General features: G+C 67.1%; 16 protein-coding genes. 6 read left to right on the forward strand and 10 right to left on the reverse strand.

What is annotated here, in order from left to right:
* The first annotated feature begins 165 nt into the window (after nt 1-165).
* The 4 genes from flgA to HLA98_RS06560 all read left to right on the forward strand — a co-directional run bounded on the left by flgA (nt 166) and on the right by HLA98_RS06560 (nt 2,850).
* Nucleotides 166-822, forward strand: coding sequence for a flagellar basal body P-ring formation chaperone FlgA (flgA, locus tag HLA98_RS06545; protein WP_057501112.1), 657 nt, complete (start codon nt 166-168; stop codon nt 820-822).
* 75 nt (nt 823-897) lie between these two features.
* Nucleotides 898-1,203, forward strand: a complete 306-nt coding sequence (gene flgM, locus HLA98_RS06550) for a flagellar biosynthesis anti-sigma factor FlgM (protein WP_049446352.1) — start codon at nt 898-900, stop codon at nt 1,201-1,203.
* Complete coding sequence (locus HLA98_RS06555) at nt 1,200-1,538, forward strand: flagella protein (RefSeq protein WP_049451289.1); 339 nt, start codon at nt 1,200-1,202, stop codon at nt 1,536-1,538. The genes flgM and HLA98_RS06555 overlap by 4 nt, the downstream gene beginning before the upstream one ends.
* 91 nt (nt 1,539-1,629) lie before the next feature.
* On the forward strand, nt 1,630-2,850 hold the full coding sequence (locus tag HLA98_RS06560) for an ATP-binding protein (protein WP_049446354.1): 1,221 nt from the start codon (nt 1,630-1,632) through the stop codon (nt 2,848-2,850).
* Nucleotides 2,851-2,936: 86 nt separating this feature from the next.
* On the opposite strand, the gene HLA98_RS06565 is transcribed toward HLA98_RS06560, so the two are convergent.
* Both HLA98_RS06565 and HLA98_RS06570 read right to left on the reverse strand, forming a co-directional pair.
* The gene (locus HLA98_RS06565; RefSeq protein WP_049446355.1) at nt 2,937-4,709 is read right to left on the reverse strand and encodes an EAL domain-containing protein; all 1,773 of its coding nucleotides are present in this window, start codon (nt 4,707-4,709) and stop codon (nt 2,937-2,939) included.
* A 4-nt stretch (nt 4,710-4,713) separates the two neighbouring features.
* Nucleotides 4,714-6,816, reverse strand: a complete 2,103-nt coding sequence (locus HLA98_RS06570; RefSeq protein WP_057501113.1) for a sensor histidine kinase — start codon at nt 6,814-6,816, stop codon at nt 4,714-4,716.
* A 131-nt stretch (nt 6,817-6,947) separates the two neighbouring features.
* Between HLA98_RS06570 and HLA98_RS06575 the strand changes: the two genes are divergently transcribed.
* A complete protein-coding gene (locus HLA98_RS06575; protein ID WP_057501114.1) occupies nt 6,948-9,707 on the forward strand; it encodes a bifunctional diguanylate cyclase/phosphodiesterase in 2,760 nt (919 codons plus the stop codon).
* Between the two features lie 141 nt (nt 9,708-9,848).
* On the opposite strand, the gene HLA98_RS06580 is transcribed toward HLA98_RS06575, so the two are convergent.
* The 7 genes from HLA98_RS06580 to HLA98_RS06610 form a co-directional block, all read right to left on the reverse strand.
* Entirely contained in the window at nt 9,849-10,355 is a 507-nt protein-coding gene (locus HLA98_RS06580; RefSeq protein WP_057501115.1) for a hypothetical protein, read from the reverse strand.
* Nucleotides 10,356-10,422: 67 nt separating this feature from the next.
* Nucleotides 10,423-10,638: a hypothetical protein gene (locus tag HLA98_RS06585; RefSeq protein ID WP_057501116.1), complete on the reverse strand. Its 216-nt coding sequence runs from the start codon at nt 10,636-10,638 to the stop codon at nt 10,423-10,425.
* A 98-nt stretch (nt 10,639-10,736) separates the two neighbouring features.
* Nucleotides 10,737-11,927, reverse strand: a complete 1,191-nt coding sequence (locus HLA98_RS06590) for a methyl-accepting chemotaxis protein (RefSeq protein ID WP_057501117.1) — start codon at nt 11,925-11,927, stop codon at nt 10,737-10,739.
* 219 nt (nt 11,928-12,146) lie between these two features.
* On the reverse strand, nt 12,147-12,761 hold the full coding sequence (gene hflD / locus HLA98_RS06595) for a high frequency lysogenization protein HflD (RefSeq protein WP_049446364.1): 615 nt from the start codon (nt 12,759-12,761) through the stop codon (nt 12,147-12,149).
* Nucleotides 12,758-13,900 carry a tRNA 2-thiouridine(34) synthase MnmA gene (gene mnmA / locus HLA98_RS06600; RefSeq protein WP_057501118.1) on the reverse strand — a complete coding sequence of 381 codons (1,143 nt, stop codon included), beginning with the start codon at nt 13,898-13,900 and terminating at the stop codon, nt 12,758-12,760. Before mnmA ends, hflD begins: the two co-directional genes overlap by 4 nt.
* A complete protein-coding gene (locus HLA98_RS06605) occupies nt 13,897-14,358 on the reverse strand; it encodes an NUDIX hydrolase (protein WP_057501119.1) in 462 nt (153 codons plus the stop codon). Before HLA98_RS06605 ends, mnmA begins: the two co-directional genes overlap by 4 nt.
* A 1-nt stretch (nt 14,359) precedes the next feature.
* Nucleotides 14,360-14,830 (reverse strand): hypothetical protein, encoded by a 471-nt coding sequence (locus HLA98_RS06610; RefSeq protein WP_057501120.1) that lies wholly within the window; start codon nt 14,828-14,830, stop codon nt 14,360-14,362.
* Nucleotides 14,831-14,942: 112 nt separating this feature from the next.
* Here HLA98_RS06610 and clpS point away from each other — a divergent pair, with 112 nt between their 5' ends.
* The gene (gene clpS, locus HLA98_RS06615) at nt 14,943-15,269 is read left to right on the forward strand and encodes an ATP-dependent Clp protease adapter ClpS (protein ID WP_006444529.1); all 327 of its coding nucleotides are present in this window, start codon (nt 14,943-14,945) and stop codon (nt 15,267-15,269) included.
* A 161-nt stretch (nt 15,270-15,430) separates the two neighbouring features.
* Here clpS and HLA98_RS06620 read toward each other — a convergent pair whose 3' ends face one another.
* On the reverse strand, nt 15,431-16,243 hold the full coding sequence (locus HLA98_RS06620) for an APH(6) family putative aminoglycoside O-phosphotransferase (RefSeq protein ID WP_057501121.1): 813 nt from the start codon (nt 16,241-16,243) through the stop codon (nt 15,431-15,433).
* Nucleotides 16,244-16,303: the final 60 nt, after the last annotated feature.

The raw sequence follows: 16,303 nt of genomic DNA on the forward strand, positions 1-16,303 counted from the left end.
GCGCTCCACACCGCCTTTATGGCGTCACGCCATGCGGACCCTGCCTCTGTAGAGTCGAGCTGCTCGACTGGCCATGAAAGCAGTCGAGCAAGCTCGACTCTACACAAGCCCCTCTGGCACACCCCTTGCACGCACCTGGGCCAGATCCCTTCGACAGGAGGCGCCATGCGCCGGGTCACATCCATATTCGCCATCGCGTTGGCGCTGGCCTCGCCATGGGCGACCGCCTCCGACTGGCAGCCGGTGGCCAGCATTCGTACCGCAGCGCTGTCGACGCTGCCGGCCGGCAGCGAGGGCGAGGCCCAGGTGGCCGATGCGCTGCGCCTGCCGAAGTGTGAGGGCGCACTGCAGGTGCAGCCCACTGCCAACACCACGGTTGAGGTCAGCTGCCCCGATGCCGGTGGTTGGCGCCTGTTCGTGCCCGTAAAGGTGCGGCGCAACCAGACCGTGCTGGTGCTCAACCGTGGAATCGGCACTGGAGAAACCCTCACCGCCGCCGATATCACCACTGCCCAACGTGATGCCGCCCGGATTGCCGGTGCGGTGCTGGCCGACCCCAATGCAGCGATCGGCCGCATCGCCCGCCGTCCGTTGCAGGCCGGAGCCCTGCTGTCGAACAACGATCTGGTGGTGCAGCGTCTCATCAAGCGAGGAGACAATGTGGCCCTGGTCTCGCGTCGCGGCTCGGTCGAGGTCCGTATTGCCGGCCGCGCGATGGGTGATGCCGGTGAGAACGAGCGGGTCTCGGTGGAGAATCTGTCCTCGCGGCGGATCGTGCAGGGCACGGTCGATGCCGCAGGTGACGTAATCGTGGCGCGTTGAATTACCGCAAAATATCCCTAAAGATCACGGCCCTGCGGCCGTTATCCCTTGTGAACGGCAACTCCAGGACACCCCATGAGCCAGAAAATCGACGGCAACCTGCAGGTCCCCCAGGCACTGCGCAGCGTGACGACCCCGGCCAACAAGCCCGGCGTCAGCACCGATGCGCCGACCCGCCCGGTCGAGGCGGCTGACAGCCTGCGCCTGACCGGCGAGGCCACCAATCTGCAGGCCATCGAGCGTGAGCTGACCACCGCCCCGGCGATCGACGCCCAGCGCGTGGCCGCCGTGCGCGAATCGCTGCAGAACGGCACCTACAAGATCAATCCGGACGCGATCGCATCGCGCATGCTCGAGCTGGACCAGCAGCTGCACGGATGACCGTGGCGATGAGCGAGCCGCTGCAGCGTCTTGCCCAGGCCCTGGACGTTGAACGCCAGGCCCTGGTCGAGCACGACGTGCACGCCCTGATCCGGGCCACCGGGGCCAAGCTGGAAGCGCTGCGTGCGCTGGAAGGCGCGCCGCCGGTGGGCGAGGGCGAACAGCTGCAGGAACTGGCCGAGCGCAACCGCGCCAACGGCGTGCTGCTGTCGCGCCGCCGCCGCGAGGTCAACTGGGCGCTGCGCCAGCTCGGCCGCACTGAAGATGCATCGGCCTACGATGCCAAGGGCCAGGCGCACACTGTCACTGCGCGCCGTCCACTCGCCGTCGCCTGACGCGACGGCGGTCGCACAACCCCATCACACGGGCTGAAGCCCGCTGCGTGACCGCGTATATTGGGCGCCTGTTCGAATGCCCCGAGTCGCCGTGTCCGCTGCCAACGCCCTGGTTACCGCCCCCCTTCCGCCGCAGCCGGTGCTGCAGGCGTTGCTTGAGCGCCTGCGCGAAGGCCTGCTGCTGTTCACCGAAGACGGGCAGGTGGCCCTGGCCAATCCGGCCGCGCAGAACCTGCTGGCCAGTGGTGAGGGCGGCGGTCTGCCACCGCCGCAGCGTCTGCGCGAGCTGTTGCCGCCCGATGCGTTGGAACAGGCGCGCCAGCACGGCCACTGGAATGGCAGCCTGCCGCTGGGCGAGGGCGTGGTCATCGCCCACCTCTACCACCACGGCCCGGTCGGCCAGGGGCACTTCCTGGCCCTGTTCCGACATATCGAAGGGCAGGAAGACTACGAACGCGAACTGCAGCAGCGCCATGCCGAGCTGCGCCAGGCCTACCTGCGCCTGAACGGTACCCAGGAAAAGCTGCTGCAGTCGGAGAAGATGGCCTCGATCGGACAGCTTGCTGCCGGCGTCGCGCACGAGATCAACAATCCGATCGGCTACGTGCACTCCAACCTGGGCAGCCTGCAGGAGTACCTGCGCAGCCTGTTCACCGTCATCGAGGCTTACGAACGTGCGCTGCGGGCGCCGGATCCGAAGGCGCTGATCCCGGAAATCGACGACATTCGTGATCGCCTGGACATCGATTTCATCAGCCGCGACCTGCCGCAGCTGATGGCCGAGTCGCGAGAAGGCATCGAGCGTGTCACCCGCATCGTGCGCGACCTGAAGGACTTCTCGTATTCCGGCCGCGACGAGTCATGGAAGCTGGTGGACCTGCATTCCGGCCTGGAATCGACCATCAACATCATCTGGAATGAACTCAAGTACAAAGTGCACTTGGTGCGCGAGTTCGGCCAGTTGCCGTTGGTGGAATGCCTGCCGTCGGAGTTGAACCAGGTCTACATGAACCTGCTGCTCAACGCGGGTCATGCCATTGCCGAGCGCGGCACCATCACGGTGCGTACCGGCGTTGATGGCGATCACGTGTGGGTCGAGTTCGAAGACACCGGCGGCGGCATCTCGCCGGAACTGCGCCAGCGCATCTTCGATCCGTTCTTCACCACCAAGCCGGTGGGTAGTGGCACCGGCCTGGGCCTGTCGATCTCCTACAGCATCATCAACAAGCACCATGGCCGCATCGACCTGGACAGCACCCCGGGCGTAGGCTCGCGCTTCCGCGTGGTGCTGCCGGTGAAGCAGCCGCGCTAAGGCGATTCTGTAGAGTCGAGCCATGCTCGACTGCTCTTCGTCGAGTCCCAGGTGGAGTCGAGCATGGCTCGACTCTACATGGCCGGTTACCGCAACGGGCGATCCTCACCGCCGTCTCCGCTCTCCACCGGTGCGGGACCGGCGTTGCTGCGGCGCTGTTCCTCGTAGGTGCGGAACGCCTGGTGGATGTGCTTGCGCAGTTCGTCATCGTTCCACGGCTTGGTCAGGAAGCGGTAGATCGCGCCGCGGTTGATCGCATCGGTCACCGTGTTCAGATCGGTGTAGCCGGACAGCACCAGGCGGATCGTATCCGGGTACAGCATCTTCACCCGGCCCAGGAACTCGGTGCCGCTCATGTCGCTCATGCGCTGGTCGGACAGGATCACCTGCACGTCGTTGATGGCCAGCAGGTCGAACGCATCGCGCACGTTGCCGGCCGCCAGGATGCGGTAGCCGTCACGGCGGAACAGGCGCACCAGCGAACGCAGCACGTTCTCTTCGTCGTCCAGCAACAGCAGCGTGCGATCCGGGCGGGTCTCGGCGAAGGCCTCCGGGCGCAGGTAGCGGCGGCGCAGGGTCATGCCGGCGGCATCGGCCGACATCGGTTCGCCGAACAGGTAGCCTTGGAATACATCACAATCGTTGCGACGCAGGAAGCCCAACTGCGCCTGCGACTCCACGCCGTTGGCGATCACCGTCATGCCCAGCTGGTGGCCCATGGCGATGATCGCGCGGGCGATGGCCGCCTCACGGTTGCCGGCCGGTGCGCTCTTGATGAAGCTGCGATCGATCTTCAGCTTGTCCACCGGATAGCGCACCAGCGCACTCAGGCTTGAGTCGCCGGTGCCGAAATTGTCCAGGCTCAGGCTGATGCCTTCGTTGCGCAGGTTGGCCAGCGTCTCGTGCACGAAGTTGACGTTGTTGGTCAGCGCGCTTTCGTTGATCTCCAGCGTCAGCATCTGCGCCGGCACGCCGGCGGCCTGGATCAGGCCCATGACCTCGGCGAAGAAGTTGGGCCGCAGCAGCTGCAGGGTGGAGACATTCACGGCGATGGTGAAGTCGTCGAAGCCTTGGTCGCGCCAAAGGCGGGCCTGCTTCAGTGCGCCTTCCAGCACCCAGGTGCCGATCTGCACGATGATGCCCAGCCGCTCGGCGGTGCGCATGAAGCGCTCCGGTACCAGCATGCCCAGCGTCGGCGACTGCCAGCGCAACAGCGCTTCCATGCCGACCACGTGGCCATCACGAGCGCTGACCAGCGGCTGGTAGCGCAGTTTCAATTCGCCATTGGGAATGGCGTCGACGATCTGCCGCGCGATGATGCTCTCGCTGTGCGCGCTTGGCGGAGTATCCACCGCGTGGATGCGCACCGCGTTGCCGCCTTCGCGCGCGGCCTGGTACAGCGCGTCTTCGGCGTGGTCGAGCAGGCGTGACGTGCCGCTGGCATGCTCCGGGCACAGGCTCACGCCCAGTTTGCCGGTCATGAACAACGTGTACGGCAGCACCGACAGCGGCAGTTCCATCTGCTGGCGGATCTCTTCGGCGAAGTCTTCCGGCAGCGGCACGTCGGCAGTGCGGGGCACCGCGATCAGGAATTCGTCACTACCATGGCGCCACAGCTTGCCGCGCCCGCGCAGATAGGACTGCAGCCGCTGCGCCACCAGGACCAGCGCCTGGTCTCCCACCTCGGCACTCATGTTCTCGTTGACCGAGGCGAAGTGGTCGATGTCCACATGCATCAGCATCAGTGCGGTGCCGCCCGAGGCCGCTTCGGCGACCATCGCCTGCAGCTCGGGGTTGCCGGCGCCGAGGCGGTCGGGCGCATCATCGATGCTGACCGGGGGCAGGTTGGGATTCCACATAGGCTCAGTATTCCGGTGACTCGACGGCAGCCATGCTGGCCGCCTGGTAAGGGAGATGAACGTCGATCAGGGTGCCTTCGCCGTGCGCGGATTCGATCCGCACGTGGCCGCCGACGCTCTGCGCACGTTCGCGCATCACGATCAGGCCCAGGCCTCGTGGACCGTCCGGGTCGAAGCCCTCGCCATCATCACGGATCTGCAGGTGCAGTCCGCGCTGGCCGACATCGCGCAGCTGCAGCAGGACCTGGCTGGCGCGGGCGTGGCGCAGGGCATTGGTCAGGCTCTCCTGCGCGATACGGAAGCAGGCCTGCTCGATGCTGTTGTCAGGACGGTGCGGCAGGGGCTCGATCTCGGCCAGCAGTTCCACCGGCGAGGAACGGAACAGCACCCGTGCCTGCCAGCTCAGGGCTGCTTCCAGGCCCAGCGCGTCCAGCTGCGGCGGGCGCAGCAGGGTGGAGATGTCGCGCAGTTTGGCCACGGTGGTGTCGGCCAGGCTGACGATCTGTGCCAGATCCTCGGCGCGCCGCTGCGGATCATGCTCGTCCTGCGCAGCATGGGCGGACAGCTTGATCGCCGTGATGGCCTGGCCGATGTCGTCGTGCAGGTCGCGCGATATCGCGCGGCGTTCGTCCTCCTGCAGCGAGAACAGGCGGCCGGCCATCGCCTGCAGTTCACGGTTGCTGGTTTCCAGTGCGCTGCGGGTGCGCTCGGCATCGCTCAGGTCGCGCACGATCAGCAGCTTGCAGTCGCGTCCGCCATAACGCACTTCACCCACTGCCAGGCCGGCATGGAAGCTGCGGCCGTCAGCGCGCTGCATTGCCACCACGCTGCTGTGACCGGGCCCCAGGTGGGGCTGGCCTGCCCGCAGCTGGCTGCGCACGCGGGCCAGATCGGCGCTGTCCACCAGTGCCGACAGGGGCTCGCCGAGCAGGGTGTGGCTGCCATAGCCGAACAGGCTGGCGGCCCAGGCGTTGGCGTACAGCACGTGTTCGTCGGAGAGGATCACCACGCCGTCGGGCAGTACCCGAACCAGTTCGCGGAACTGTTCCTCGCGTTCGCGCAGCAGGCGCCGCGACTGCTCGCGCTCTGTCACGTCCTGCAGCGTGCCCAGCACGCGCTTGCGGCCGGCCTCGTCGATGCCGCTGGCAGCACGCAGATGCACCATCAATGCGCGGCCATCCATCGACAGCAGTGGCAGCAGCACGTCCACCTGGACCGGCTCGCCGGAGCAGAGCTCGGCCAACAGCTGTTCGGTCTGGGTCGCGGTGGCAGGGTCGGCCGGCACCAGCAGTTCGTCGAAGCGATGCCAGCGCCGGGCCTCGGGCGGGCGGCGGCCGAGCAGGCGGTAGACCTGGTTCGAGTAGCGGCCGAGCCCGGTGGAGGGGTCCAGCTCCCAGGCGCCGATGCGGGCCAGCTCGTGGGCTTCCTCCACCCGGGCCAGCGCCTGGTCGCGGCGCAGCTGGGCCAGATCCTCGGCGGTGCGGTCGATGGCAATCAACAAGCGGGCGTTGTGGCCGTCATAGCTGATGGCATTGGAGCGCAGTTCCATCTGCCGCAGCGAGCCATCACGCAGCTGCAGCGGAGTACGCAGGATGCACAGTTCTTCCGGTGCCTCGCGGATCGCCTCCAGCTTGGTCTGCAGCGCATGGTCCTGGCCTGGCGGCCACAGCGCGTCGATGGTCTGTTCCAGCAGTTCGTCACGGTCCCAGCCGAAGGCGGTACAGGCCGCCGGGTTCGCGTCGAGGATCGCGAGCGTGTCCAGGTCGTAGACCAGGATCGGGCCAGGATTGCCCTCGAACATCTGCCGCAGGCGCAGTTCTGAGGTTTGCTGACGCGCATGGGTATGCAGCACATGCTCGGCCAGTGGACGCAGCAGCAGGTACAGCAGGCCGGCGCTGGCCACAGCGAAGAACGAACCCTTCAGGCTCTGCCACAACGCGGCCTGCTGCGGGTCGGGCACCAGCGCCCGTATGGCGCCGTCGGTTGCGATCATCCAGGCCAGTGCCATCGCCAGGTAGCTCAGCACCACCCGGCGCCGGTCGCGGCTCAGCGCCTGCGCCATCCGCGGGTCGGGAACTGGGGCGTTGCCGGTCGGTTCTGCGGGCATGGACAGGGCGGAAGAAAGGGGCGCCGGCCATCTTACCGCGCGGGTGTGCCCTGACCACTCAATTATCCGCCGCAGGCGCCGTTAACCACTGCGTGCCCCGCTGACGGGCGTGTCATCCGGAGCAAGATCGCGTGGACCAAGGGATCATCGCCAGCCTGCTGCAGCACCCGCTTGCGTCTGCGCTGGTCATCGTCGACCGCACGGGCCGCCCGCTGGCGGCCAATCCGGCTGCGCGCGAGCATGGCCTGCCGGCTACCGTGGCCGCGTACGCGCCGATGCTGGAAGATCTACGTCTGATGGCCGCCGACGGCGGCATCGTGGCCTGCACGCTGCCGGGCGGCCCGCACGGGCACTACGATGGTCACCTGCGTGCCGTGCACGATGGCGCGGGCAATCTGCTGGCCTTTACGCTGAGCATTCCCGAACCGGTGCCGCTCGGCGGCGGCGGGCGCTGGGAGCTGGCGCTGGACAGTGCCGGCCACAGCCTCTGGGACTGGGACATTCCCAGCGACCGTGTGCTGCGTACCCCGGCACTGGGTGATGAAACCGCCCCCGGGATTCTGGCCCGCGTGCACAGCGAGGACATCGCCCAGGCGCGGCTTGCACTGGACGAGCATCTGCGTGGCCTGAGCGAGCAGTACAGCGCACAGTTCCGTTTCCGCCAGGCCGATGGCCAATGGCGTTGGGTACTGGACCGCGGTCGCGTCGTCGCCCGCACCGCCGATGGCCAGCCGCTGCGTATGGTCGGCACGCATACCGATATCGAACAGCAGAAGCAGCTGGAAGGGCTGCTTCAGGAACAGCAGCTGCACCTGAGCGAGGCCCAGCGCATCGCCAGCATGGGCAGCTGGTCGTTCGACCCCAACAGCGGTCAATTCTGGTGGTCGCCGGAGCTGCGCTCGATGCTGGCGCTGGAGCAGGGCAGTGCACCCGGCCAGCGACGCTGGTTGAAGCAGCTGCACCCGCGATCGCGGGGAGCGTTGCGCGCAGCATGGCGGCGCCTGTGGCGCGATGGCCGGGCCGCCAACATCGAACTGGAACTGACCCGGGGCAATGAACCGTCGCAGCATCTGCGCCTGTGGATGCAACCGCTGCTGGACATGGATGGCCAGCCCAAGCGCCTGCTCGGCCAGGTGCAGAACATCACCGAGCAGCACCAGACCGATGCACTGATCCGCTGGCGCACCGAACTGCTGAACCGGGTTTCCGCGCTGGGCCGCATCGGCGGCTGCGAAATCGAAGTGCTGACCCGCAGCATGCAGTGGACCGAGGAGTGCTACCGCATCCACGGCCTGCGCAAGGAACCGATCACCCTCGACCAGGCGCTGGCGTTGTACACCGAGGACTCACGCAACGCCTTCGAAGCGGCGCTCGCCCGTATCGCCAACGGCGGCCTGCCGGAGCAGCTGGACCTGTGCTTCTACCGCCAGTCCGGCCTGCGCGTCTGGGTGCAGGTGCTGATCGAGCTGGACCGCCGCGACGGCCTGCCACCGCGCTTCGTGGTGCTGTTCCGTGACATCACCCGCGAGCGCGAGGCCAATGAGCGCATCGAGCTGCTGGCGCACTACGATCTGCTCACCGGCCTGCCCAATCGCGTGCTGCTCGGCGAGCAGACCGCCGAGGCCATCGAGGAAGCGCGCGACCGTGGCACCTCGCTGGCGATGCTGTTCATCGACCTGGATGGCTTCAAGACCATCAACGACAGCTTCGGTCATGCCACCGGTGATGCGCTGCTGAAGGCTGCGGCCACGCGCCTGCACCAGAACCTGCGCAACAACGACCTGTTTGGTCGCTTCAGTGGCGACGAATTCATCGTGGTGTTGCGCGACCTGGCCGAGCCGGAAGACGCCGGCCACGTCGCGCGCAAGTTGATTGCTTCGCTGGCTGAGCCGCTGCGCCGGGGTGAGACCACGCTGAAGGTCGGTGCCAGCGTCGGCATCGCCATGCTCGGTGAGGCTCAGACCGATTTTGATTCGCTGCTGCGCGCGGCCGATGCCGCGATGTATGCGGCCAAGGAAGCGGGGCGCAACACCTACCAGTACTACAGCCAGGACGCGTTGGCCCGCATCCAGCGCCGGCTCGAGCTCGAACATGCGCTGCACGGCGCCATCGAGCGCGACGAGTTCAGTCTGGCCTACCAGCCGCTGCTGGACGCCCATCACGGCGAGCCGCCGGCGATCGAGGCACTGCTGCGCTGGCACCGCCCCGGCATTGGCTACTGCAGCCCGGCCGAGTTCATTCCGATTGCCGAAAAGTGCGGTGAGATCGTTCGGATCGGTGACTGGGTGTTGAACGAAGCCTGCCGTCAGGCGATGGCCTGGGACCGGGCTGGGCTGCGTTTCGACCGCATCGCGGTCAATGTATCCGCGGTGCAGTTGCGTGACCGCGGCTTTGCCGAACGTGTGATCGAGATCTGCCATGCCCACGGCTGGCCGCCGCAACGGCTGGAGTTGGAGCTGACTGAGTCCGCGCTGATCCGTGACACCGACATCCTGCGCCATTGCTTCGATGTGCTGGAACGGCACGGCGTACCGCTGGCGGTGGATGACTTCGGTACCGGCTTCTCCAACCTCAATTATCTCAACCGCTTCCCGGTCGGTCGCCTGAAGATCGACCGCAGTTTCGTGCAGGGCATGCTGCATGATTCGGGTACGGCAGAAGTAACCCAGGCCATCGTGCACCTGGGCCACGCGCTGGGCATGAAGGTGGTGGCCGAGGGCGTGGAAACCCACCAGGAAGAAGACATGCTGCGCCGCCAGGGCTGCGACGAGATCCAGGGCTACCTGTACTCGCGCCCGCTCAGCCCGCGTGACCTGGCGCAGTGGCTGCGCCAGCAGCACCCGGCGCCGATGCGCACCGACGCCAGCGGCGAAGCAGTGCTGGCGCGCTGATCAGCTGCACTGGTTGGAACTGACCCTGGCTGCTGTGTCTATCCACGCATGGCGTGGGTCTACCGCAATCCGCTTTGGTGGGTGCCGACCATTGGTCGGCACTGATGCCTGGACGCGCGATCATCCACGAACGGCGTGGATCTACCTTGGAAACTCCGACTTCAACTGCATGCGCAAGGCCTCGACAATGGCCGCATAGCGCCGCCTCTGCACCAGATAGCTGGCCAGGAACAGCGGCAGTACCAGCAGCATCGGCGCCACCATCGGGCGCATCGCCACCAGCGGCAAGAGCACCAGCGACAGGATTGCCACGAACCAGCTGCACAGGCCGATCACCCGCACCTCGTGCCGTCGCGCGTTGAGCACGACGCGTCCTCGCATTACCGGGAAGTAGCGCAGGCCGAAGCTCGGCGCGAAGCTCTCGCGGAACGCCATGCTGCCGTCGGGTAGCGCATGGAAGGCCAGGTGCAGCCATTTGTCCTGCGGCAGGTCACGTTCCAGGCTGCCCAGCGAGAGCCGGGCCTGCATGGCGGGCGACGCTGCGATGCGTTCGTTGAACAGGGTGATGCCCCAGCTGAAATAGCCGGCCACCCAGGCCATCAGAAGGACGGTCTCAATCAGCAGAAGTGCGATCAGGGCGATGGCCATCGGTCTTCCATGAAGGGGACCGGCGGATCATGCCATGCGCGACGGCCCATCCACGCATGGCGTGGATCTACTTCAGCGCTTCCCCGTCCAACCCCAGGTCCCACGCCAGTCCCAGCAGCTCCTCGTCCGCGCGAGACGGGCCAGGCCGCGCATCGGCCAGCTGCTGCAGTTCGCGGATCTCCTCACGCGCCACCTCTTCCAGCTGCTGCAGCTGCTCGCGCACGCTCGCGTTGCGCGGGCGCTCGGTGTCGGTGAGGGAGGGCAGGGCGCGGATCAGGGTCATGGTGCGTGTACAGGATGCATCCAATGTCGGGTTACAGGCAAAGGCCCCGGACGAACCGGGGCCTTGCGGGCTGCCGGCGACGGCAGCGGACATCAGGGTCAGAACAGCTCGACGGTGCCGGCGCCCATGCTCTGCTGGGCAACAGGCTTGTGCGGCGGGCGTTCCCATTCGCTGCGCAGCTCGCGCAGTCGGTTGCCGGTGCGCTGCAGGGCGGTGGCGATCTCTTCGTCGAACACGCCGCCGTTGCGATGCAGCAGTTCCTGCAGGGCCACCGCTTCGCGGTTGATCGCGGTCAGGCGGTCCAGGTGGGTGTGCACGCCGCCCAGCGCCTGGGTGGCAATGTCCTCGAACTGCAGGGCGCGCACCGCTTCGGCCACGCTGCCATCGATCGAACGGGCGCACTCGGACACTTCGCGCATGCCGTCGCCCAGCGAGGCGTTGATCTGCGCGACGTTGTCGAGCATCGCCGCCGCTTCCTGGCGGGCTTCGCGGGAGCGGTCCATGTCGCGCGAGGCCATGTGCGAAACTGTCTCGCGCACCTTGGCGATGGCGTCCTTGGAGCTGTGCGCCAGCTTGCGGATCTGCTCGTTGAAGGTGGTCGAGCGCTCGGACAGGTTGCGCACTTCGTCGGCGACCACCGCGAAGCCACGACCGGCTTCACCGGCACGCGCCGCTTCGATTGCAGCGTTCAGGGCCAGCAGGTTGGTCTGGTCGGCGATCGACTTGACGTCTTCCAGCAGCGCGAAGATGCCATCCAGGTGCTGCGCCATCTGGTCGATGTGCTGCACGGTGGTGCTGCTCTGGCCGCTCACCTGTTCCAGTGCTTCCACCAGCTGTTCCATGCGGTGGCTCGCATGCTGGGCAAAGCGGGCAACGTCGAGGCCGGCGCTGCCTTCATCGCCGGCGCGGTCGACGATGCGCGACAAGGCCTGGCTCTGCTGGCGCGACTTGCGGTTCATTGCATCGAAGCTGCCGCCGAGGCTGGAGACGGCCTGGCGGATCAGGTCACGGGCGCGTTCCACTTCGCCACGCGAACCGTCGATTTCGTTGCCGACGAAGTTGCGCAGTTCGGTCAGCAGCTGATCCTGCTCACGCAGGACACGGGCGTGTTCGGGGGAGCGGTGCGCCTGGGCGCGGGTGGTCCACCACGCAAAGCCAAGCCAGCTCAGCGTCATCGTGGTCAGGATCGCCCAGCGCAGGGCGGCCGGCCATTCGAAACCGATGGCGAAGGGGAGCAGCAGAGTCAGAGCCAGGGGGGCGGCCAGACGGATGAAAATGCGTGAGTACATGGACGTTCTCGGGAGGTGCACGGAGGATGTATCGGCCGTACCCCCTTTCTCTTTAACGTCGAAATGCCTCGAAGTGCATTCTGAATGCGCCGGTTTTCCGACGCCTTGGCGGCTTCGGGGGCCGAGCCCTTTCCGTGCCGGAAAGGGATCCGACCCCTGGGGCAGACAGCAACGGGGTCGGATCCCTTTTCCATGGAAAAGGGCTCTGACCCCACACCCTCAGGCCAGCTGCCGGTCCACGGCTTCGATCATCGCCTTGCGGCTGAACAGGAAGTCCCAGTAGCTGCCGCCCAGCTGGCGCCACAGCACCGCCGAGCGCACCGCCGCCAGCAGCAGGGCGCGGATCTCGGCCACCACGCCGGCCTGGCCCAGGTAGTGCGGGTTGCCCTGCACCATGACCCGCGGTTTCAGGTGGCTGATGGTGTCGGCGTACAGGCCGCCCAGATTGGCCAGCACGTCCGGGTGGCCGCTGTCGCCCAGTTCGGTGGCCTGGCGCTGGGCGCGCTCGATGCCCGAGGCGACCTTGTTCACGGTGGCGCCATCCTGAACGAAGCGGCGCTCCAGCTGCAGCACCGACAGGGCCAGCTTGGGCAGGATCGGGTCCTGGCCCTGGCTGCGGAAGTAGTTGTGCAGCAGGCGCAGGCCGGACTTCAGTGCATGGCGATCACCGAACACCTCCTGCGGCGAGGACGCATCGACGCGGAACACGCTGTCCACGGCGGTGCGCACGGCGGCGGCGTCGGAATGGCCGGTATCGGCGATACGGCGTACCTGCTGCAGGGCCTGGGCAATGCCGGCCAAAGCCAGGACGCGGTCGTCGACAGTGAAACTCATGCAGCGATTACCTCAAAAGGGGAAGGGGTGGTGCGCAGGCGCTGTTCCAGCGGCGCATCGGTGGCGGCGATCACCGCGCCACCCAGGCACACATCACCGTCATACAGCACCAGCGATTGACCAGGGGTAACGGCGCGCTGCGGGCGCGCGAAGGTGACCAGCACGCTGCCATCGTCCAGCACATCGACCGTACACGGCTCGTCGGGTTGGCGGTAGCGGGTCTGGGCGGTGCATTCGAAGCGCCGTGCCGGCGGCGAACCGGCGATCCAGTGCGCGGTTTCCGAGCGCAGGCGCTCGGACAGCATCCACTTGCTGTCACGGTCCTGGTCCACGTACAGCACGTTGCTGGCCACGTCCTTGCCAACCACGTACCACGGCGCGGCCGGGCGGCCACGCACGCCGCCGATGTTCAGGCCCTCGCGCTGGCCCAGGGTGAAATAGAACACACCCGGATGCTCGGCGATCACGCTGCCGTCGGCCGGGTCGAGGATCTGGCCGGGCTTGGCCGGCAGGTAGCGGCCGAGGAATTCACGGAAGTCGCGCTCACCAATGAAGCAGATCCCGGTGGAGTCCTTCTTGGCGTGGGTCGGCAGGCTGACGTCACGCGCGATCCGGCGCAGGTCGGTCTTTTCCAGGTCGCCGATCGGGAACAGGGTCGCCGACAGCTGTTCCTGGCCCAGCTGGTGCAGGAAGTAGCTCTGGTCCTTGGAGCGGTCGGCGCCACGCAGCAGCAGCCACTGGTGGCCGCGCTGGGTCACCCGCGCGTAGTGGCCGGTGGCGATGCGCTCGGCGCCCAGCTCGCGGGCGGCGTCCAGGAAGTGCTTGAACTTGACTTCGCGGTTGCACAGCACGTCCGGGTTCGGCGTGCGCCCGGCCGCGTACTCGGCCAGGAAGTGCTCGAACACGCCCTGCCAGTATTCGCTGGAGAAATCGCGGAAGTGGAAGGGGATGCCGAGCAGGCCGCAGACGGCCACCGCGTCGCGGCGGTCGTCCTCGGCGCGGCAATCGCCACTGCCGTCGTCGGCCCAGTTCTGCATGAACAGGCCGGCCACGGCTTCGCCCTGCTGTACCAGGCGCCAGGCGGCGACCGAGGAGTCGACGCCACCGGAAACGCCCACCATCACGCGCGGAGTGCTCATGCGACCTCCCGGACCAGGGAAAGTGGGTGGCGCTGGCCACCCAGGTAATAGGCCACCACCTGCCAGACGAGCGGGCTGCGCAGGCGTTCACCGGCGGCCTGCAGTTCGGCCGGGGTCAGCCACAGCGCGCGGTCGATGCCGGTGTCCAGCGGCTGCGCCGGGTCGTGCGAGACCGGGCGGGCTGCGTAGCAGAAGCGCAGAAAGGCGGTGCCGTCGCCGGCAGTCCACTGGTAGCAGCCGATGAAGTGGGTCAGCTGCACGGTCCAGCCGGTTTCCTCGCGGGTCTCGCGCAGGGCTGCCTCGGCCAGGCTTTCGCCCGGCTCGAGGTGGCCGGCCGGCTGGTTCAGCACCTGCCGGCCATCGATGGTCTCTTCAACCAGCAGCACGCGGCCGCCGTCGACCACCACCGTAGCAACGGTGGCGTGCGGTGCCCAGCGCGGGTCCGGCGTGGCGTTCAACTCAGAACTCGTCCTTCTTGGTCAGTTCCAGCTCCATGGCGTCGGCGGTGCGGATGGCCGCATCGATGGCGTCGCTGAGCTGGTCGGCAGTGGCATCGGCGTCGATCTTGACCACGAACATGGCGGTGGTGTCCTGCTTTACCCAGCCGCCCATCTTGGCATCCTGCGAGTCTTCCAGCAGGCGGTTGGCCACGGCCACCGGGAACTGCTTGGTCTTGGCGTTGTAGGCCGGCGACCAGATCTCGCGGATGTTGTGGCTGCCGAAATCTTCCACCGACGAGCGTACATAGACCATCTGGGTGCGGTCACCCTCGACGTCGAACACCATGCGGTAGTCGCCATCCTCGTCGACTTCGTAGGTGTAGCCCAGCTTGTCCAGGTGGCGGGCCACGGCCTTGTCAGCGTCTGCGGCGGCAGCGGAGCCGGCGGCAGCCAGGGTGATCAGCAGGGCGGGGAGAAGGGTCCTTTTCATGAAGATCCTGTGAAACAGTGTTGAGAGAAGGTGCAATTGTGACGGTGGGCGTGCGTGCCGTCCAATCTGCGGCAGGCCGACGCAGGCTTGCCCGTGCCTCTATAATGGGCAGATGCCCCATGAGTCTTCCCCCGATTCCCATCACGAGCACGGCGTTGCCGTGGAGCCCGCGCGCCCGGAAGTGGCGCCGCCGCCGTTCTACCAGGTGATGCTGCTCAACGACGACTACACCCCGATGGATTTCGTGGTGGACGTGCTCCAGCAGTTCTTCAGCATGGACCTGGACAAGGCCACGCAGGTGATGCTGCACGTCCATACCCGTGGCCGTGGCGTGTGCGGGGTGTTCACCCGCGAAGTGGCCGAGACCAAGGTTGCCCAGGTCAACGAGTATTCGCGGATGAACCAGCACCCGCTGCTGTGCACGATGGAAAAGGCCTGACCGGCAGCCGATCCTCGTCCGGGTACATCGACTCCGGACACGGCGTGCCCACCAAGGTGGGCACCTACCAAGGCAGAAACCTGCAGAGCCGAGCTCATGCTCGGCTGCTTTTCGTCCCGGCGCAATGATCCCGGATGGAGTGCGCCCACCAGGCGCGGAGGTCACGCCTCCGCCAACGCCTCCAGCGCCATGCGTGCCACTGCCTCGTGGACCTCGGCGGGGTCGCCGTCGTCCCGGAACCACACCGCTGACAGCCCCGCGCTGGCTGCGATCCAGCGCAGCAGGCGCGTGCGCTCCACGCCTGCCAGCACACTGACCTGTTCCAGCCGGGCGGCAAACCGTTCGGGCCGCGTGGCAACGTGGATGCCGGGACCGCAGAGATCCGGGTTGCTGAACATCGTCGTGTAATCAAAGGCACGATCACCCAGCAGCCGCTTCGGGTCGATCGCCAGCCAGCCGCGCGCGCCGAAATCGAGCACGTTGTCGTGGTGCAGGTCGCCATGCAGCGGCCGGATCTCGCGCTCTTCCTGCAGCAACGCCTCCGCGAGTGATCTGCACTGTTCCAGCAGTGGCGGCAGCGCGGCCCTTGGCCGCAGCAGGTCGGCGAACCATCTACGGAGGCAGACCAGTTCCGCTGGCGGCGCGCTCCGTGGCCGGTGCAGCCGCTGCAGGACCTGGCACAGGATCGTGGTGCAGGCGTCATCGTCGCCCCCTATCGAACGTTGCCGCAGCGAGTCGCCACCGGCACGTTCGATCAGGATCGCCGGCCCCTCGTGGGCCAGCAGGCGGGCGGCGCCATCGCCTTCCCACCAGCGCAGCAGGCGATGGCTGTTCTGCTCTTCGGTTTCGCTGCTGATCTTCAGCATGGCCGGCTCTCCGGCGGCGGTCAGCACCGGCCAGAGCTGGGCATGGGGCGTTTCGATGGCCGCGCCATCACGCCGCAATCGCCAGCGGCTCAGGTAGGGTTCGCTCATGCTGGGTGGGCTGTCCTGAGGTGAATGAAGATCAAGCGATTCGCACTGCTAACGCCATCT

Source organism: Stenotrophomonas africana, assembly GCF_013004645.1.
Classification (GTDB): Bacteria; Pseudomonadota; Gammaproteobacteria; order Xanthomonadales; family Xanthomonadaceae; genus Stenotrophomonas; species Stenotrophomonas africana.